At 43.4% G+C, this 20,060-nt stretch carries 16 protein-coding genes and 2 tRNA genes; 9 read left to right on the top strand and 9 right to left on the bottom strand.

The window, feature by feature from the left end:
• The first annotated feature begins 410 nt into the window (after positions 1-410).
• From C9I43_RS07430 to C9I43_RS07440, 3 genes are all read left to right on the top strand, one after another.
• Positions 411-1,625, top strand: a complete 1,215-nt coding sequence (locus tag C9I43_RS07430; protein ID WP_076500466.1) for a pyridoxal phosphate-dependent aminotransferase — start codon at positions 411-413, stop codon at positions 1,623-1,625.
• A 217-nt stretch (positions 1,626-1,842) separates the two neighbouring features.
• The gene (yfbR, locus tag C9I43_RS07435) at positions 1,843-2,430 is read left to right on the top strand and encodes a 5'-deoxynucleotidase (protein WP_107882977.1); all 588 of its coding nucleotides are present in this window, start codon (positions 1,843-1,845) and stop codon (positions 2,428-2,430) included.
• Between the two features lie 25 nt (positions 2,431-2,455).
• Positions 2,456-3,805 (top strand): anti-phage deoxyguanosine triphosphatase, encoded by a 1,350-nt coding sequence (locus tag C9I43_RS07440; protein ID WP_107882979.1) that lies wholly within the window; start codon positions 2,456-2,458, stop codon positions 3,803-3,805.
• A gap of 132 nt (positions 3,806-3,937) precedes the next feature.
• Here C9I43_RS07440 and C9I43_RS07445 read toward each other — a convergent pair whose 3' ends face one another.
• From C9I43_RS07445 to zwf, 4 genes are read right to left on the bottom strand one after another with little or no spacing between them, the layout of a single operon-like run.
• Positions 3,938-4,579, bottom strand: coding sequence for a bifunctional 4-hydroxy-2-oxoglutarate aldolase/2-dehydro-3-deoxy-phosphogluconate aldolase (locus tag C9I43_RS07445; protein WP_107882981.1), 642 nt, complete (start codon positions 4,577-4,579; stop codon positions 3,938-3,940).
• A 20-nt stretch (positions 4,580-4,599) separates the two neighbouring features.
• Positions 4,600-6,426 carry a phosphogluconate dehydratase gene (edd, locus tag C9I43_RS07450; RefSeq protein WP_107882983.1) on the bottom strand — a complete coding sequence of 609 codons (1,827 nt, stop codon included), beginning with the start codon at positions 6,424-6,426 and terminating at the stop codon, positions 4,600-4,602.
• A 9-nt stretch (positions 6,427-6,435) separates the two neighbouring features.
• Entirely contained in the window at positions 6,436-7,134 is a 699-nt protein-coding gene (gene pgl / locus C9I43_RS07455; RefSeq protein WP_076500473.1) for a 6-phosphogluconolactonase, read from the bottom strand.
• A 9-nt stretch (positions 7,135-7,143) separates the two neighbouring features.
• Positions 7,144-8,616, bottom strand: a complete 1,473-nt coding sequence (gene zwf / locus C9I43_RS07460) for a glucose-6-phosphate dehydrogenase (RefSeq protein ID WP_107882985.1) — start codon at positions 8,614-8,616, stop codon at positions 7,144-7,146.
• Positions 8,617-8,926: 310 nt separating this feature from the next.
• On the opposite strand from zwf, the gene C9I43_RS07465 reads away from it, so the two are divergent.
• Together C9I43_RS07465 and pyk are read left to right on the top strand one after the other, a co-directional pair.
• The gene (locus C9I43_RS07465; RefSeq protein WP_006081563.1) at positions 8,927-9,781 is read left to right on the top strand and encodes a MurR/RpiR family transcriptional regulator; all 855 of its coding nucleotides are present in this window, start codon (positions 8,927-8,929) and stop codon (positions 9,779-9,781) included.
• Positions 9,782-9,966: 185 nt separating this feature from the next.
• Positions 9,967-11,406 (top strand): pyruvate kinase, encoded by a 1,440-nt coding sequence (gene pyk, locus C9I43_RS07470; RefSeq protein WP_107882988.1) that lies wholly within the window; start codon positions 9,967-9,969, stop codon positions 11,404-11,406.
• A gap of 178 nt (positions 11,407-11,584) precedes the next feature.
• On the opposite strand, the gene C9I43_RS07475 is transcribed toward pyk, so the two are convergent.
• Positions 11,585-13,864, bottom strand: coding sequence for an acyl-CoA dehydrogenase (locus tag C9I43_RS07475; RefSeq protein WP_107882990.1), 2,280 nt, complete (start codon positions 13,862-13,864; stop codon positions 11,585-11,587).
• A 15-nt stretch (positions 13,865-13,879) separates the two neighbouring features.
• Positions 13,880-14,518: a TetR family transcriptional repressor PsrA gene (psrA, locus tag C9I43_RS07480; RefSeq protein WP_076500481.1), complete on the bottom strand. Its 639-nt coding sequence runs from the start codon at positions 14,516-14,518 to the stop codon at positions 13,880-13,882.
• Positions 14,519-14,813: 295 nt separating this feature from the next.
• Between psrA and C9I43_RS07485 the strand changes: the two genes are divergently transcribed.
• Both C9I43_RS07485 and C9I43_RS07490 read left to right on the top strand, forming a co-directional pair.
• A complete protein-coding gene (locus C9I43_RS07485; protein WP_107882992.1) occupies positions 14,814-15,386 on the top strand; it encodes a DUF4440 domain-containing protein in 573 nt (190 codons plus the stop codon).
• Positions 15,387-15,455: 69 nt separating this feature from the next.
• Positions 15,456-15,986: a YchJ family protein gene (locus C9I43_RS07490; protein WP_107882994.1), complete on the top strand. Its 531-nt coding sequence runs from the start codon at positions 15,456-15,458 to the stop codon at positions 15,984-15,986.
• 192 nt (positions 15,987-16,178) lie between these two features.
• Here the strand turns inward: C9I43_RS07490 and C9I43_RS07495 are convergent, their stop codons facing one another.
• The 3 genes from C9I43_RS07495 to C9I43_RS07505 form a co-directional block, all read right to left on the bottom strand.
• Positions 16,179-18,362 (bottom strand): sensor domain-containing phosphodiesterase, encoded by a 2,184-nt coding sequence (locus C9I43_RS07495; RefSeq protein ID WP_107882996.1) that lies wholly within the window; start codon positions 18,360-18,362, stop codon positions 16,179-16,181.
• Positions 18,363-18,606: 244 nt separating this feature from the next.
• A complete protein-coding gene (locus C9I43_RS07500; protein WP_107882998.1) occupies positions 18,607-18,894 on the bottom strand; it encodes a DUF406 family protein in 288 nt (95 codons plus the stop codon).
• Positions 18,895-19,100: 206 nt separating this feature from the next.
• The gene (locus tag C9I43_RS07505; protein ID WP_107883000.1) at positions 19,101-19,589 is read right to left on the bottom strand and encodes a VC2046/SO_2500 family protein; all 489 of its coding nucleotides are present in this window, start codon (positions 19,587-19,589) and stop codon (positions 19,101-19,103) included.
• 123 nt (positions 19,590-19,712) lie between these two features.
• On the opposite strand from C9I43_RS07505, the gene C9I43_RS07510 reads away from it, so the two are divergent.
• Positions 19,713-19,797 (top strand) — tRNA-Tyr (locus C9I43_RS07510).
• Positions 19,798-19,863: 66 nt separating this feature from the next.
• A tRNA-Tyr gene (locus tag C9I43_RS07515) sits at positions 19,864-19,948 on the top strand.
• The last annotated feature ends 112 nt before the right edge of the window (positions 19,949-20,060 follow it).

Below are 20,060 nucleotides of genomic sequence, written 5' to 3' on the forward strand. Positions count from 1 at the left end.
ATCCAGCACCGCCACACTATGATGGATAAAAAATGATGGATAAAAAATGATGGATAAAAATGTAAGTTATTAGATTTAACGTTTTCACCTCAGCCACAAAATAAAGAGTGATGAGTTAGCCTGACTATCCCATTAGCTCCATCGGAACATTCACTATTTGACTTTTTAGCCCTGAAATGCATACAGCCTGTTTATTTAGCCATACAACACAGCTAAAACCACTTAAATTAACACTAAAGTCAGAGCATAAAACTTGTTCTTATTTCATTAATCGACTGTTAAAGCATATTTAACTAAGCTATTTTCATAAATAAAGTCTAATTCTGTGCATTCTCCCTCTTTCATCTAAACCGAAATTTCGTTATGGTGCACTAACTTAAGCTAATTTTTTTGCATGTTCCGAGGTGTAAATGCGCCCTATCATTAAATCCAACAAGCTGGATAGCGTTTGCTACGACATACGCGGCCCAGTGCACAAGGAAGCCAGGCGTTTAGAAGATGAAGGCCACAGGATCCTCAAACTCAACATTGGTAATCCCGCGCCTTTTGGTTTTGAAGCGCCAGAAGAGATTGTCCGTGATGTAATACTCAATTTACCCAGCGCCCAAGGCTACTGCGAATCAAAAGGATTATTCTCTGCCCGTAAGGCCATTGTGCAGCATTATCAAGCACAAGGAATTTTTGGGGTCGATATCGAAGATATCTATATCGGTAATGGGGTTTCTGAACTCATTATGATGGCAATGCAAGGGCTGCTTAATACCGATGATGAGATTTTAATCCCCTCACCTGACTATCCATTGTGGACGGCTGCGGCCAATCTTGCCGGTGGCAAAGCGGTACATTATCGTTGCGATGAAGAAGCAGACTGGTTTCCCGATCTCAATGACATAAAAAGCAAAATTTCATCACGTACCCGCGGTATTGTATTAATTAACCCCAATAATCCAACAGGTGCGGTTTACAGCAAAGAACTACTGCTGCAAGTCGTCGAGCTTTGTCGTGAACACAGCCTGATTTTATTTGCCGATGAAATCTACGATAAAATTTTATATGACGAAGCTCAGCATGTTCCTGCTGCTGGCCTGTCGGACGATATTTTAACCGTAACCTTTAATGGTTTATCAAAGGCTTATCGCGCGGCGGGCTTTCGGGTCGGTTGGATGATGTTGTCAGGTAACCTTAAGGCAGCTAAAAGTTATATTGAAGGCTTAGAGATGCTTTCCTCGATGCGTCTATGTGCGAACGTACCCAATCAACATGCAATTCAAACGGCGCTCGGTGGCTATCAGAGTATTAATGAACTTATTCTACCTAATGGCCGCTTAACCATTCAGCGTGATGCTTGTTATGAGCTATTAAATCAAATCCCCGGTGTCAGCGTGAAAAAGCCTAAAGGCGCGTTGTATGCTTTTCCAAAATTAGATATGAAAAAATTTAATCTACGGGATGATGAGCGCTTAGTGCTGGATTTACTCAGAGAGAAAAAAATCCTATTGGTGCATGGTACAGCCTTTAATTGGCCTGAGCCGGATCATTTACGAGTGGTATTTTTACCCTACAAGGAAGATCTCAACAAGGCATTGACCGAATTTGGTACTTTTCTTGAGACCTACCGACAGTAGTTCGGTTCGGTATTATTGCTGAGCAATCATGAACCCAATAAAGCGATCCTATGGATCGCTTTATTTTTATCTCTTTTCATTAAATCCTGCGCCTATCTGCTCACTTGTCATCCAAGGCTGTGATAATCTAATCATTCACTTGGGTACACCTGCCATTTTATGTGAACTGTTTTCAATTGAAGGTCACTGCCCCACTTTACTCATTAGAAGGAAAAACATGAGTCACTTATTTGCTCATTTAGCTCGAATGAAGCTTATCCAACGCTGGCCTTTAATGTACAACGTTCGCACCGAAAACGTCCAAGAACACTCGCTGCAAGTTGCTATGGTGGCCCATGCGTTAGTTATCATCAGCAATAAAAAATTTGGTACAGCGCTCGACCCACATCAAGCCACAAGTCTAGCCATTTTCCACGATGCCAGTGAAATCCTCACCGGTGACTTGCCAACGCCAGTCAAATACTTCAATAAAGAAATCGAAGCCGAGTATAAAAAGATTGAGGCGATTGCCGAACAACGCATGTTAGACATGGTGCCAGAAGAATTTAAAGAGGATTATCGTGGTCTATTTATCAGTGATTATGCAGATCCTATATACAAGACCATCGTTAAATCCGCCGATACTCTGTGCGCTTATCTTAAGTGCTTAGAAGAGAATCGCGCCGGTAACAGTGAGTTTAATACTGCCCGTAAGCGTCTCGAAAATATGCTGGCCACTAATCCCGATCCAGCAGTCAGCTATTTTATGAATTGCTTTGTGCCCAGTTTCACGCTTAATTTAGATGAAATTAACAAGATGCTGTGATTTTTCACTCTCGCTAGGAATGCATATGACTCCAAATGTTTGGCAAGAACGCCGCCATGGTGAAGATAAACAGAGGCGTTTTGATCATCGCACGCCCTATCAACGCGATAGAGCGCGCATTTTACACTCAGCTGCTTTTAGGCGCCTGCAGGCTAAGACCCAAGTGCTCGGCGTTGGCATGAATGATTTTTATCGTACTCGGTTAACCCACTCCCTTGAAGTCTCGCAAATTGGTACGGGTATCGCCGCCCAGCTCAGACGTAAATATCCACAACATAAACAGTTACTGTCCTCTATGAGCTTACTCGAGTCGCTGTGCTTGGCGCACGATATTGGTCATCCGCCTTTTGGTCATGGCGGCGAAGTAGCCTTAAATTACATGATGCGCGATCACGGCGGCTTTGAGGGCAATGGTCAAACCTTTCGCATTTTATCTAAACTAGAACCCTACACCTTAGATTTCGGCATGAATTTATGCAGGCGTACCATGCTCGGGATTTTGAAATACCCCGCGCCGCACTCGAAGCTGTTTGTCGCGGGTGAACATAATGAAATCACCAACCATAGACAGCTCAAGCCGTCACAATGGCCGCCTGTTAAGGGCATTTTCGACGACGATAGCGACATCTTTGCTTGGGTGCTTGAACCTCTATCAGAGCAAGATCGCCACCGATTTACCTCGGCTCAACAAAGCTCACACCCAGCTCTGCACCACTATCCGCATTTACGGACCCAGTTTAAATCCTTCGACTGCTCTATTATGGAACTGGCCGATGATATCGCCTATGCGGTGCACGATCTTGAAGATGCGATTGTGATGGGCATAGTAACAGCATCGCAATGGCAACAAGATGTAGCGCCAACACTCACTCACAGTGCTGATACTTGGATAAAACAAGAGCTGGCCGATATTGGTAATAAGCTATTTTCCCACGAGCACCATCTGCGTAAAGATGCTATTGGTACACTGGTTAATGGCTTTGTTACCGCGATTGTGATTACTGAAGATGAGGCCTTTGAAACCCCATTATTACGCTTTAATGCAACCCTAGAGCCCGATTTTGCCATGGCGCTTAATGTGCTTAAGCAGTTGGTTTATAAATACGTTATCCGTAAACCTGAAATTCAAATGCTTGAATATAAAGGCCAACAAATCGTGATGGGATTATTTGAGGCCTTTGCTTCTGATCCTGAGCGTTTATTGCCGCTGAACACGCAAGAGCGCTGGCGTGAAAGCGAGCAAAAAGGCTTGAACAGCCATAGGATACTCGCGGACTATATTTCAGGGATGACGGATGAGTTTGCGGGAAGGCTGTATCAGCAGTTATTTAGCCCAAGAGCAGGCTCGAATGTTGAGCTTAGCAAAGAAATGTAAGCCAATATTTGTACTAACGAACTTTACCTATTACTGCAGAAATACTTAAAAAAACATACTCGTAAAATTAAATGCAACAGATGAAAAAAACCACCTTGCGGTGGTTTTTTTCATCTTAATTTAAAACTCGTCTTATAAAGCGCCGATGGCTTCTTTACAAAGCTGAGTGATCCGCTCCCAATCACCATGCTCCATTGCATCAGTTGGCGCAATCCAGCTGCCACCAATACAATCAACATTTTTTAGCGCTAAGTAATCTTTATAGCTGCTTGGGGTAATGCCGCCTGTTGGGCAGAAGCGAATATCTGCTAACGGACCTGAAAAAGCTTTTAGTGCATCCACACCGCCAGAGGCTTCAGCTGGGAAGAATTTAAAATGAGTGTAACCGAGCGCCATCCCCGTCATCACCTCAGAAATACTCGCAACACCAGGAATTAATGGTACAGGGCCATCCATACCCGCTTTAAGCAGTTCAACCGTTGCACCTGGGGTGATAATAAACTGCGCACCAGCAGCAACAGCTTGATCAAGTTGGGCTTTATTTAAAATCGTCCCTGCACCCACTAACGCCTCAGGCACTTCTTTGGCAATTTTAGTGATAGCCTCAAGTGCACAAGGCGTACGCAGTGTCACTTCTAACACACTAATACCACCGGCAACCAGTGCTCGTGCTAATGGCACCGCATGTTCAATTTTGTTAATCACCATCACAGGAACAATCGGGCTGCGTTTAAAAATATCTTGTGGTTGTAGTGACCAGTTATTCTCAAGCATTACGTTATTCTTCCTTTGTATTAATAAAGTTCATCGATGGCATTAGTACAACGCGCACCAGTTTCAGGACTGCTTAGATTTGAACGTAGTGCACTAAATAATTCACGGCCCATACCATAACGAGAGTGATGTAAATCAACGATACCCGCAGTTCTGCTAGCTAGTTCAGCCTCAGGTACGAGCAGGCTTAGCTCGCCTGTTAGCGCATCAACACGGATCAAGTCGCCATCTTGGATTTTGGCAATTAAGCCGCCATCTAGGGCTTCCGGCGTCAAGTGAATCGCCGCAGGGACTTTACCCGAAGCGCCAGACATACGACCATCTGTCAGTAGCGCCACTTTAAAGCCTTTGTCCTGAAGCGTGCCCAATAATGGGGTTAACTTATGCAGTTCTGGCATGCCGTTGGCTTTTGGACCTTGGCCCTTAACCACCACCACACAATCTCTATCTAAGCTACCTGATTGGAACAAAGCATCGAGTTTGTTTTGATCGTCAATCACCACCGCGGGCGCCTCGACGATTCTATGCTGCGCTTGTACCGCAGACACTTTAATCACCGCACGGCCTAAGTTACCTTTTAATAATTTCAAGCCGCCATTGGCTTGGAAAGGCGTGGACACAGAGGTTAATACTTCTTTATCTAAACTTTCCGTTGGCCCATCAACCCAGCGCAGTTCACCATCAAGTAATCTTGGTTCTTGGGTATAACGGTGCAAACCAAAGCCTGCAACGGTATTTACATCTTCATGTAAGAGACCCGCATCAAGTAATTCTTTGACCAAATAAGCCATACCGCCTGCAGCATGGAAATGGTTAATATCGGCATGACCATTTGGATAAACGCGTGCCACTAATGGCACTGCATCGGATAATTCAGAAAAATCATCCCAGTTCACAATAATACCGGCAGCGCGCGCTGCGGCAACAATGTGCATGGTCAAGTTAGTTGAACCACCTGTCGCTAACAGCGCCACAATGCCGTTAACTACTGACTTCTCACTGACCACTTCACCGATTGGAGTATATTGCGTGCCCATTTCGGTTAAACGGCATACTTGCTTAGCCGCCATTTTATTTAAGGCTTCACGCAGTGGATCGTCTGGATTAACAAAAGAAGAACCCGGTAACTGTAGACCCATGACTTCAAGCATCAGTTGATTCGAGTTGGCAGTACCGTAAAAAGTACATGTACCCGCACTATGGTATGACTGAGATTCCGCTTCAAGTAACTGCGCGCGATCTACTTTGCCTTGGGCAAATTGCTGACGAATGCGGGCCTTTTCTTTATTCGGGATACCTGATTTCATCGGTCCTGCTGGTACGAATAGCATAGGTAAGTGACCAAAACTTAGCGCACCAATAAGCAAGCCAGGTACAATTTTATCGCAAATCCCGAGCAGTAAAGCACCATCAAACATATTGTGAGACAAGCCCACTGCCGTTGCCATGGCGATGACTTCGCGGCTCAGTAAACTCAGCTCCATACCGGGTTGACCTTGAGTCACACCATCACACATTGCTGGCACACCGGCCGCAACTTGAGCAACACTACCGACTTCCTGACACGCTTTTTTCAGCAACTCAGGGTAGTGCTCATAGGGTTGATGCGCTGACAACATATCGTTGAATGCGGTAACAATGCCAATATTGGCTTTGGTCAATTGGCGTAAGGCATTTTTATCATCTGGGTTACAGGCAGCAAAACCATGGGCTAAATTGCCACAGCTTAACGAACTACGGTGTACACCATTATTGCGTGCATCATTTAATGCGGCTAAATAACCTTCGCGAGATGCTTTGCTACGGGCAACAATTCTGTCGGTAACAGCTTGAACTACTGAGTGCATTTTGGCTCCTTAAGCGCTCCAGAACACATCAACGGGCGTTTTACGCTGCGCTAATATGGCTCTAATGGGCATTGCATGAACATCGTCACTTTCTAACGCTTGACGATATACGGATAGTTTCTGTTCCCCGACCAAGTGCAGATAAATTTGTCTGCTGTTCAAGATTGCGCTCTTTGAAAGCGTGATCCTGCCATGGGGTGCTGTGGTAGGGTTAGTCGCCACGCACAGAGCTTGAGTTGTTAGCGCATTATCAAGCTCAGCGCTACAGGGGAACCACGAACAAGTATGACCATCGTTACCCATACCTAATACCACCACATCAAAAGGACGTGGGAAATTAGACAAAGATTCAGCGGCCATATCGGCGCCGGCCTCTGCGGTCGAGAACATATTTTTCAAACCACGAAATTTGGCATTCGCTGCACGGTTTTGTAATAAATGCTCTCGCACCAAACGTTCATTAGAAGCATCGGCGTCGGCTTCAACCCAGCGCTCATCGGCAAGAGTAATGTAAACATCACTCCAATCAATGGACTTCATGCTCAGTAGTTGAAATAAGTTAAGCGGTGTTGAACCACCGGAAACCACCAAACTGGCTTTCCCGCGAGCATCAACCGCCTCTTGTAACTGGCTGGCAATTCTATTTGCCAGCTGTTGTTCTAACGCACTTGGCGTATCGAAAGATTTAAATACGGTTTCTTTAATCATTAAAGCCTCCTACTCGTCCCACGAACGGCCGTCTTTCGTGATCAAGGCAACCGATGCAACCGGACCCCACGTACCTGCTGGATAAGGTTTCGGCTTTTCATTGCTTTGCTCCCACGACTGGATAATGCCATCAACCCAAGTCCATGCTTGCTCAACTTCATCGCGGCGTACAAATAGCGCTTGATTACCCAGCATAGCTTCAAGTAATAATCGCTCATAGGCGTCAGCGATACGCTCATTTTTAAAGGTATCAGAGAAGCTCAAATCGAGTTTGGTGGTTTGTAGACGTTGTTTTTGCTCCAGACCCGGTACTTTATTCATCATCTGAATTTCAACCCCTTCATGGGGCTGCAAACGGATCGTTAGCTTGTTTGGTGGCAGATTACGGTAGCTTGAGCGATAGAGGTTATGCGGTGGATTTTTGAAATACACCACGATTTCAGAGCTCTTGAACGGCATACGTTTACCGCTACGCAAATAGAAAGGCACGCCAGCCCAGCGCCAGTTATCGATATCCACACGAATCGCCACGAAAGTTTCAGTGTTCGACTGAGTGTTAGCGCCTTCTTCTTCAAGATAACCCGGTACAGGGCTGCCCTTTAAGAAGCCTGCACTATACTGACCGCGTACGGTATTTTCATACACATTGTCAGAATTGATCGGCCGCAGTGATTTAAGTACTTTCACTTTTTCATCACGAATGCTGTCGGCGTCTAAGTTAACGGGTGGATCCATGGCAACCAGTGTCAACACTTGTAACAAATGGTTTTGGATCATGTCGCGCATTTGGCCAGCTTTGTCGAAATATCCCCAACGGCCTTCAATCCCCACTTCTTCAGCAACGGTGATCTGGACGTGGTCAATCGTGCGGTTGTCCCACTTGGAGGCAAATAGCGAGTTGGCAAAACGCAGCGCAATCAAGTTTTGTACGGTTTCTTTACCTAAGTAATGGTCAATACGGTAAACCTGACGTTCTTTGAAGTAGGCCGAAACTTGATCATTGATGACGTGAGAAGATTCTAAATCTGAGCCAATGGGCTTTTCGAGCACGACTCGTGAGTCTGGATGAATAAGATCTTGTTCATGCAAACAACGGCAGATGTCACCAAATATCGATGGCGGCGTGGCAAAGTAGCTGACCATGACGCGCTCTTCTGGTTTAAGCAAATCATGAAACGCACTGTAACCAGCAGAATCAGTGAAATTAGTGCCTATATAATGGCAGCGGGACAGGAAACGTTGCAGAGTCTCGTCACACAAAGGCTCTTTCACGAAAGTGTTTAATGCAAGCGTGACTAATTCGATAAACTCATCTTGAGTAAACTCGTCTTTCGCGACACCGATCACTTTCGTATCTTTATCGAGAAGTTCAGCTTTATCTAGCTGGTATAAAGAAGGTAACAACTTGCGTCGTGCCAAATCGCCTTTAGTACCAAAGAGTACGAAGTCACAAGCTTTGGCGCTTGATGTTGTTTTGCCCATTGCGTTACGATCTCCTTTGTATGCTGTGTCCCTTCATGTCGATGAAGAAATCCACACTTTTGTTGTAATATAACAACAGAATTTGTTAAATGCATCAAATTTTATCAATATTAACATTCTAGCTAACTAGGCACTTAGCCTATAAATCTGATATGCTTTTTGTGCTTAAATTACTGATGGTAGTAAAGTCTTGTTGCACATTTTTACTAAAAATTACTACATAAAATTAATGTGTGGGGTGATCAACTGTGATCTGCCCTACTAAACAACTAAAATAAAATTACATTCTCAATTTAGCGGACATATGCGTATGAATACCCTAGAAAAGGTTCAAAAAAGCCTCACCCATTTTAGTAAGTCAGAACGCAAGGTTGCAGAGGTGATCTTAGCATCACCACAAACAGCTATACATTCCAGCATCGCTACACTCGCTAAAATGGCAGATGTTAGTGAACCTACAGTGAACCGTTTCTGCCGTCGCTTAGATACTAAAGGCTTCCCTGATTTTAAGTTACATCTAGCACAAAGTCTTGCGAACGGTACACCTTATGTGAGCCGTCACGTTGAGGAGGATGATTCGACAGAGTCTTATACGACAAAAATATTCGAATCATCAATGGCTTCACTCGATACAGCCCGCCAAAGCTTAGATATTTCAGCCATCAATAAAGCGGTTGATATTCTCACTCAAGCTAAAACAATTTCCTTTTTTGGCTTAGGAGCCTCCGCTTCTGTCGCCCATGATGCACAAAATAAATTCTTCCGTTTCAACGTGCCTGTTATCTGTTTTGACGATGTTCTTATGCAACGTATGAGCTGCATCAACAGCAATGAAGGCGATGTTGTCGTGCTAATATCACACACTGGTCGTACTAAGTCATTGATTGAAATAGCACGTTTAGCAAGAGAAAACGGTGCGGCTGTTATTGGTATTACCGCGCGCAATTCACCCTTGTCGATGGAATGTACCCTACCCGTGACAATGGAAGTACCAGAAGATACCGACATGTATTTACCGATGGCCTCGCGTTTAGCCCAATTGGTGACTATAGATGTATTGGCTACGGGCTTTACCTTACGTCGAGGCCCACGGTTCCGCGATAATTTGAAACGTGTGAAGGAAGTGTTAAAAGAGTCGCGTATCAATAAAGATCCGATACTGTAATTCGCTTCCCTTTCTAAATATGGCTAGTGTTACCCGTTAACCTAGCCATTAATCGTACAAATATCAGCGATACCTCACAAATTTCATACATAACTTAAGATCAATTTGATTGTAACTTTACTACAAAATCTGCAATAGCATGGTAATATAGCCCCAAGATTTTTTTAACTTTAACGGAGTATCTTATGTTCCGCAGAACCAAAATCGTCACCACTCTAGGTCCCGCCACAGATCGTGATGATAACCTACGTCGCATTATTGCGGCAGGCGCAAACGTTGTACGTCTTAACTTTTCCCACGGTTCCCCAGAAGATCACTTAAAACGAGCAACTCAAGCGCGCGAAATCGCTAAAGAGTTAGGCGTTCATGTGGCTATTCTTGGTGACTTACAAGGCCCTAAAATCCGCGTTTCTACTTTCAAAGATAATAAAAAAGTACAACTCGTATTAGGACAAGCCTACGTGCTTGATGCAGAGCTTGCAAAAGGTGAAGGCGACGAGACGCAAGTCGGTATCGATTACAAGCAGTTACCTGACGATGTTAAAATCGGCGATATCTTGATGCTAGATGACGGACGTGTTCAATTACGCGTTGAGCGTGTTGAAGGCCGTAAAGTACATACCACTGTCACTGTGGCGGGTCCTTTATCTAACAACAAAGGTATTAACAAGCAAGGCGGTGGGCTCTCTGCTGCTGCGCTAACCGAAAAAGACAAAGCAGATATTCTGACTGCTGCATTGATCCAAGTGGATTATTTAGCCGTGTCTTTCCCTCGCAGTGGTGCTGATTTAGATTACGCTCGTGATCTTGCCCGCCAAGCTGGTTGTAACGCCTTGATCGTTGCTAAAGTTGAACGTGCTGAAGCCGTTGCAACGGATGCCGCTATGGATGATGTCATCTTAGCCTCTGATGTTGTTATGGTTGCCCGTGGTGACTTAGGTGTTGAGATTGGTGATGCTGCGCTCGTAGCGGTACAAAAGAAACTTATCGCTCGCTCACGCCAATTGAATAAAGTCGTCATCACTGCAACGCAGATGATGGAATCGATGATTTCAAGTCCAATGCCAACCCGCGCCGAAGTAATGGACGTGGCAAACGCTGTACTTGATGGCACCGATGCGGTGATGTTATCTGCCGAAACAGCAGCCGGTGACTTCCCAGAAGAAACCGTAAAGGCCATGGCAAGTGTTTGTATTGGTGCTGAAGCTCACCCAAGTGTGATTGTATCTAAACATAGACTTGATGTGCGTTTCACTTCAGTTGAAGAAACCATTGCATTATCGACTATGTATGCGGCGAACCACCTTGAAGGCGTTAAGGCGATTATTGCACTGACGGAATCGGGCGCTACTGCACAATTAATGTCACGTATTAGTTCTTCACTGCCAATTCTTGGGTTATCACGTCATCCGACGACTCTGGCCAAAATGGCATTGTATCGCGGTGTATTACCTATCTATTTCGATTCAACTATCTACCCAGCCGATGAGCTAGCGAAAAAAGCGTTAGAAGCATTAACTGCAGCAGGTTATTTGAATAGTGGTGATATGGTACTGATGACCAAAGGCGACTCAATGGAAACAATTGGCGGCACTAACACCAGTAAAGTGTTGATCGTTGCTTAATTGCATAAACCGCTTACCTTGTTTCTAACGACGAAAGCTCGTTAGAAACAAAAGCCAATAAAAAACCACCTTATAAAGGTGGTTTTTTTATGTCTACTTTTACGCTCTGCACTCTTATTCCAAAGAGAAGTCCAAACGGCTTAATCAAACCGCTTGGACTAGAGGGTAAATCTGATCACTATAGCGCTTCGAAATCATTCACATTTATGGCAGCTAAGCGCAATTTATCTGCATGCTGCAGTTTTTGCGCTTCATCAGCAGTAATCAGGCCTTTTTCTAATGCGGCTGCGAACAGCATAATATTAGGCACTTTTACTGGCAACTCACGAGCACGTTGCGCTTTTTTAAGTTTTTTGTAGATGTCTTTACAGGCATATTGAGCAATAAACGCTTGCTCTACTTCAGCAATTCCGCCCTTATCCCCTTCAAACTCAGGACACAGAAAGGTAATACGGTCACGAGCGGGCCCTGGTTTTAACATGCCACCGACTAAGTCAGTTGCCATTTTATCCGTCGGTACATTGAAGTGATTACCTAACGGGAAGATTAAACCACGCAATAACCAAGCGACCGGACGGCTTGGGAAATTACGTATTGTATCTTCGAGCGCTTTAGCCGCTAAATGTAAACGGTTAGCCATGACATAACGTACCGCAGGTAAGTCATCCTGTTGACGACCATTATCCTCAAATAACTTTAAGGTCGCTGAGCCTAAATACAACTGACTCAGTACATCACCCATACGAGCAGAAATCATTTCTTTACGTTTTAAATCGCCGCCCATGATCAACATGGATAAATCCGTCATTACCGCTAATGCAGATGAGATGCGCGTCATATCTTTATAATACTGCTTCGTTTCGCCGCTCACTGGCGCACTACCCAAACGACTCCCTGTCAGCGCATTAAATAATGCACTAAAGGCATTGCGAGTCGCATAACCCATATGGCCCATTAATAGCGCATCAAAGCGCTCTAGTGCTTCATGTTGATTTTCCATTGCTGCTGCTTCCATTTCAGCAAGTACATAAGGATGACAACGCGTTGCGCCTTGGCCAAAAATCATCAAGGAGCGAGTTAAGATATTTGCCCCTTCTACAGTAATCGAAATCGGGTTTGACATATAAGGATGGCCTAAATAGTTTTTAGGCCCTAATTGAATACCCTTACCCGATTGAATATCCATGGCATCGTTCATCACTGAACGGCCCAATTCGGTCATATGATACTTAGCAATCGCGGTGACCACTGAAGGTTTAACCTTAAGATCAATGCCGGTGGTGGTTAACCGACGCGCGGCTTCTAATTGATAAGTGTTAGCAATAATGCGCGCTAGCGCTTCTTGCACCCCTTCAAATTGACCAATCGCCATACCAAACTGATGACGCACATAGCTATAAGCTGTGGTGGTTTTCATTGCCATGTGGCCAGAGGCCGTTGCCAATGCGGGAAGGGAAATACCGCGACCAGCGGATAGGCACTCAACCAGCATACGCCAGCCTTTACCAGCAAAATCAGGGCCGCCGATAATCCAATCCAGCGGAATAAACACATCTTTACCTTGAGTGGTACCGTTCATAAATGCCATACCCAATGGATTATGACGACGGCCAATAATAACGCCAGGATGATCCGTTGGGATCAACGCACAGGTAATGCCTAAGTTCTTTTTATCACCAAGCAAGCTTTCAGGATCGCGCATCTGGAAAGCCAATCCCAAAACTGTTGCCACAGGAGCCAGCGTAATGTAGCGCTTATCCCATGTGAGTTTGAGCCCGAGCATTTCTTCGCCGTTAAACATTTCACGACACACAATACCAATATCAGGAATTGCACCAGCATCACTGCCCGCTTCTGGGCCAGTTAATGCAAAACAAGGAATTTCATCGCCTTTAGCTAAAGCCGGTAACCAACGATCTTTTTGCTCATTCGTACCATAGTGGGTCAGCAACTCACCAGGACCTAATGAGTTTGGTACCATAACCGTGACCGCCGCACTGACACTACGACTGGCTAATTTACTGACAATTGTCGAGTTAGCGTATGCAGAGAAGGCTTTACCACCAAATTTTTTCGGGATAATCAGTGCGAAGAAACCTTCTTTTTTGAAGTATTCCCATAATTCTGGCGGTAAATCTTTACGATTATGCACTATGTCGAAATCATCAATCATCGTCAGCGCTGTCATGACTTGATTATCGATAAAATCTTTCTCTTCAGCACTTAGCGTTGGTTTACCGTAACTGTGTAAGGTATTCCAGTTTGGATTTCCGCGAAATAACTCGCCCTCCCACCAGACATCACCAGCTTCCATCGCCTCACGCTCGGTATCAGATAACGGCGGCAAGACTTTTTTAAAAAAACTAAATACTGGGCGCGTAACCAACTGCATCCGGATATTTTTTACCGCCAATAATACGATAATGGCAACCAGGGCAATAATTATAATCGTTAACATAATCAATACCTTTTGTTAAGAGTTTACCGGGACTGATATACCAGCCGCCATGTAGGGGATGACTTTACGAATGACTGCTTCAATATCATTATGTTCACCAAATTCAGCCGCAGCAATATCATTTAAAGCATCAGCAGATGCCATAGTGAATACAATCGTGCCTAGGGTAAAGTGTAAACGCCAAAACATTTCTGCGGGGGGAATATGTGGTGCACTGGCTGAAACAGCTTTAATAAAAGCATCGAGATGCTGGCCATAGTGGGTGGTAATAAACCAACGTAAATGCCCTTGGCTTTCAATATAACCACGGCCCAAAAGCTGCAGGAATATACTGGTACCTCCAGCACGTAATGCGTTTAAATCCAATAGTGGATCGACCAATGAAGAGAGGATTTCTTCCAGAGTCGCTTTTGTTGGGGCAGTATTTAGCTGGTTTACTTGGTTAGAAGCCGCTGGCATGAACACGTCTAAATAACGTGCTAATACAGCACGGATCAACTCTTTTTTAGAACCAAAGTGATAGTTGACCGATGCTAAATTCACTTCCGCCTTGCTGGTGATAAGTCGCAAGGACGTTTCAGAAAACCCCCGTTCAGCAAACAACTTTTCTGCTGCATCAAGTATTCTAGTTTTTGTATCAGATCGACTTGCCATTCCGTGACCTTGAAATAATTTAAACACTCGTTTAAATTAAACATTGCCACTACGGATGTCAAACTAAAATTAGGTAAACCCACCCTTTTCTAATTTGTATTCGGCCTGTGCGAACAAGTGCTATAAGAAACTCAATAAATCCTTGTTCAATAACCGTCCAATTTAGATAGGCCCCTTAATACTACTGCACTATCTTATTTTTTATATAGAACACACTTTGTAAACATTCAAAGCTTTAGTTCAGTGAAAAGCTCCACTATAGTGGCGCCATGATTGCCAGAATTAGAATAAACTGATGAAATTTTTGCTACTCGCTCTGATGTGCCTATTGTCGCAGCCAAGCTTCGCTAATCCTAAAGTATCTACAACTGCTTCAGTAGATACCTTGATTAATGCTAATTATCCCATGTTTATTCGGGCATTTAATCAATTATCATCTGAAGTCACCCGCGAAATTTACACTGATGAAGCAAGTTATCTTTCCGAAAGTCAGAATAAAGAAATTTATTATGGCCGAGATAGCATTGCAGCGATTTATCAAAAGTTTTTTGATAAAATCCTTAAAAAGAAAGCGAGCATTGACATAGATTTTCGTGTCACCAAGCGTAAAATATGGGGTAATGGGGCTATCGATACTGGCTATTACTTAGTGAGATTCTATCCTGCACAAGAAACGGGTGAACCTGTGAGTGAATTTGCAGGCAAGTTTGCTATTGGTACTGAAAAAGTCTCGGCAACACAATGGAAAGTGACCTTAGATACCAGTAATCGAGCAGAATCTAGTTATTATCTGAATGCGAAACCTGTACCTAACTTATATTATGGTCGTCAGTTCCCTCCTTTACCCTCTGGTAAAAAACTACCCTAGAATTTAGAAAAAACACACTAAAACGAATTGTAATGTAATAAAATTAAATATTATCCGTAGTATATCAATATGAAAAAAACATCAAACACTTGCCCTTGTGGCAGCGATATCGACTATCAAAATTGCTGTGAGCCTCTACATATACATGTAGATAGTGGGCAAATCATTGCCAATACTCCGTTGCAACTGATGCGCTCGCGTTATAGCGCATTTGCCTTGAAAAATTTTGATTACATTTTAAAGACACATCACCCAAACTACTTAAATGGCCTGACGCTCGCGAGTCTCAATATCGGCCCGCACCCACATTGGCTTAGGCTAGAGGTACTCGAACATCATCAAAATGCAGCACACTGCACTCAAGCTGACAGTTCGTCAATCGCTCAGCAAACGCAGGGCTCGGTGACTTTTAAGGCCTGGTATAAACTCAAAGGTGAAATAGATGCGATTTATGAACGCTCAGAATTTATCTACCAAGCTGGCCGTTGGTATTACAGCCAAGGCCAGCAGATGACGGCTAAATTACCGGGTAGAAATGATCCCTGTGTTTGCCATAGTGGCAAAAAACTTAAACAATGCTGTTTGAAATCACTCTGGTGATTGAATGTCAGATAATACCTGTTAGATGAGAAGTAACGACTGCACTAGCGACTAGCATCAGCCACATTATAAATAGTGTCTGCGTAGCTAATGTTTAGGCGTGGACTTAGTGTATAAGTGAAAGCAGCAGCAATCAGCCTTTGTGGTATCTGCATTATCATGAGTAAGCGTTAAATAATGTTAAAATCTATCCTAATTTTCTATTAAAACAGATTTGTTGGCCAACAATAAAAACTGTGCAAATTCAGGTTCTCGCAATGCAGGACTGTACAAATAACCCTGCGCTTGATGACAACAGTTTTTTGCTAAAAACGCTTCTTGTTCAACCGTTTCAACCCCTTCTGCCGTCAATGAAATATTTAATGCATTCGCCATCGCAATAATGGCTGAGACAATTTCGCGGCTTTCACGGCTAACGGTTAAATCTGAAATAAATGAACGATCTATTTTAAGTTTACTAATTGGAAACTGTTTTAAATAACGCATAGAACTATAGCCAGTGCCAAAATCGTCGATAGCTAACCCAACTCCTAGTTCTGCCAGCTCTTGGCATAACAGCGTTGCATGACGAACATCCCCCATTAACTCTGTTTCAGTAATTTCTAAAATCAATGTCTTAGGCTTTAATCGATAACGGATTAATAGTTGCCACACTTGTTCGAATAAATTACCACTAAAGAACTGACGAGCAGATACGTTAACATGCATGGTCATATCGGTATTATGATGTTGCCACAGATTTAATTGCCGACATGCCGCTTCTAACACCCAACTGCCGATAGCATTAATCATCCCCGATTGTTCAGCAATATTGATAAATGATGCGGGAAATAACACACCTTTTTGGGGGTGATGCCAACGGATCAGCGCTTCGGCGCCAATATAAGTATTTTGCTCTAAATCCCTTAAAGGTTGATAGTACAATTCAAACTGTCGGCCACGCAGTGCACCGTGCAAATCGCGTTCTATTTGTGCATCTTCTTTAAATGCACTCAACAAAGTACTATTAAACACTTGTATTGCTGTGCCTTTTTTCTTTTTAGCATACTGCACGGCAATATCTGCACAGGTTAGCGGTGAAAACATATTCACTACTGAAGCAATATTAACGACAGCGAGTGCAGGCTTAGGCTCTACTTGCTCTCGTCCAATCAAAATAGGCATAGATAAATGCTGATACAGACGATGACTAAAATAGTCTGTATCGTACACATCATTCGCATCGGTGAGCAGCACGGCAAATTCATCGCTACCCACACGGGCAATTTCGGTAGTTTTGGTAAACTCGGAAAACTGTCTCAAACGGCGTGCTATTTCAATCAATAAACTGTCGCCATTGCCATGACCATAGGTATCGTTAAAACGTTTAAAACCCACCAGATCAACTAATAACAACACTCCTCGTGTTGTTCGCTCAAGCACTCGATTAAAATGTGTGCGGTTATGCAGACCGGTTAATCCACAGCGCCACGCGAGTCGTTCGAGTTCAGAGCGATAGTTGTGCTCGCTGGTATTTTCGACACTAGACACCAAAGCATAGTGATTACCCCGCTCAGTAATAAACTGGCTTAACACATATTGGATCCAATAATGACTGCCATCGTCACGGTGAAATTGCACTTCACCTTTGACGATCTCACCCTTAAAAATCTGTGCTAGCGTCTGTTCGGCTAATTTTCCATGCTGCTTGAAAAAGGATAACTCGCGAAGGTTAGCACCAATAATGTGTTCACGGGGAATGCCCGTAATATCACTGTGAGCTTGATTAACATATTCAACTTTTTCAGTATGTAAATTAATTAACATACTGATTTGTTTTGATTGCTCCGCCGCACAGCGGAATAAACTCAAACTTTCTTCTTTCTCATAGCTGTGCTTTATGGCTAATGTCAGTGCTAATTGGTCGGCCATCTGACAAGCAAGATGAATTTCGCTGTCGTGCCAATGGGGCGTGACGTGCGATCGCTCTAAACAGAGCACACCCTCAAGATGACCGTTTATTCGAATGCCTACCTCAAGACTAGAGTGAATTTGCCTAGGAATAAAATAACCACTGGCCAATTCGCTTAAACGCGAATCAGTAACAGTATTACCAGCATCAATATGACGATGGGTTTGCAGCTCATGCAAATAGCGAGGACAACTTTGTAGTCGTTTAGGTCGATGAATATCTTGCAACATCATAGAACCAAATTGCGCTTCAAGTGACTGAGTTTGTTGATCCGGTGAAAACATCCACACTGATGCCAAAGAAAGCGTTACATTTTGACATAACAATTCCGTGGTTAACTCTGCCGTCTTAGTAAAATCGCCTTGCTGCTTCGCAGTCGAATGTACTAAAGACTCCAATAAGTGCTGATGCTGACGTCGCTTCACGCTGGATCCCTACAAAACTTCGTGTTGGGCTAAAGATCTTTGCCGTGGCAAATTGATCTGAAATTTAAAAATGACTGTGAGAATGATTCTAATTTGGGGCAGATTACACCATCCATAATAAGTTCAGCAATATACGGTAGAATTTAATACTAAAAAATTTACAACTGCAGTATTTTTAAATAAATATCTGTATTTAGCCGTATTAAAAAATACTGCGTAACATACTAAAAATTAAATAATTTTATTACAAACCATTCTCTAATTGAAAAATCATTTTCTCAGCGCTAACGCTAAAAGTCAGTAGTAGAACTACGTCAGTTGTCTTAGTCACACATTCAGTTTGTACTTCTGCAAAACGTGCTTGGGCACGGGCAGCCATCTCATTAGCATCCGCTAGTGCGCTATCACCCGTGAAATTTAAGGTTAATAACGTATCATGCTCATCAATCACAGCACCGATATCAACAAAACTGCCACAATCGGTACAAGTATCATTCACTGCGGGATTCTGCGCTTCTATTATGCCTTTCATTTTTATTCCTTATCGATATAGCGACTCAATAACGACATAACTGAAATATGTTCGTTAATTTTTTAACTCAGTTGGGTGCTAATTATAGGCAATTTACTACTGTGATAGTTTGCTTTAGCTCACGCTTATTTACTGAAATTAAACAGAATAAAAAATAAGTCCTTAGGTTCGCGCCTAAGTTAACGTTATCGCGTTCAACTCAAACGTTATGCAGAAGCCAGTAGAGGAGCCAAATTACGTTGTATCGCCAATTGATCAACAAAATGCATGATATCGACTTTAGGCGAAATCAATTGACCCCGTTGCCTTAGCTGGGTGACATGGTCGCAATTACTCAGTGCTTCTGCCATTGCCACAGACTCTCCGCCACGGATCACTAGAGCTTCTGGACGTAATGCTTGCTGTAATTGAAACGCCCGCGGGCCCTCTGCTATAAAAATACTGCTGTTATCAACCACAGGTTCGACAGAGGATAAATCCGCAATTAAGGCTTGCTGCAGTGGCAATTCAAATTGACGCTGTAATTTTTGCGCCATATTGAGATCGTTTTGCCATTGGAATTGTGCCATGTCCCGCGCATCAACCGACAATAACGACAATAACAGGGCGAATTCGCCCCGTCGGTCGTTTTCTATCGCCGCATTTAAGCGGGTGCCAATTTGGGCTTCGTTGACTAAAGGAACATCAATTTGCATAAAAAAACATCGTCAAAACAATTCGTTGTTAATTAATCGACCATTTGGCACATAACTTTAGGAAAATTTTACATTGGCTATTTACATATAAAAGGTTTCTGACTACTATGGCGCCGCAATTGAGGAGGGGTTCCCGAGCGGCCAAAGGGATCAGACTGTAAATCTGACGGCTCAGCCTTCGAAGGTTCGAATCCTTCTCCCTCCACCATTTGCGCTGTATGATGTTGTTATTTGAAGATGATGCAGAGTTTTACAAAGCGTTAAAGATATTCGTGGAGGGGTTCCCGAGCGGCCAAAGGGATCAGACTGTAAATCTGACGGCTCAGCCTTCGAAGGTTCGAATCCTTCTCCCTCCACCATTTTATCTCTAACGCAGATAATCATGTTAAATATTCTAAACTAGGCCGATGTTTAGAATAACGCTGATAAATTTACTGATATAAGCAGCTTCATCTAATGTTTGCTGTTTAG

Source organism: Shewanella morhuae (genome assembly GCF_003028295.1).
Classification (GTDB): domain Bacteria; phylum Pseudomonadota; class Gammaproteobacteria; order Enterobacterales; family Shewanellaceae; genus Shewanella; species Shewanella morhuae.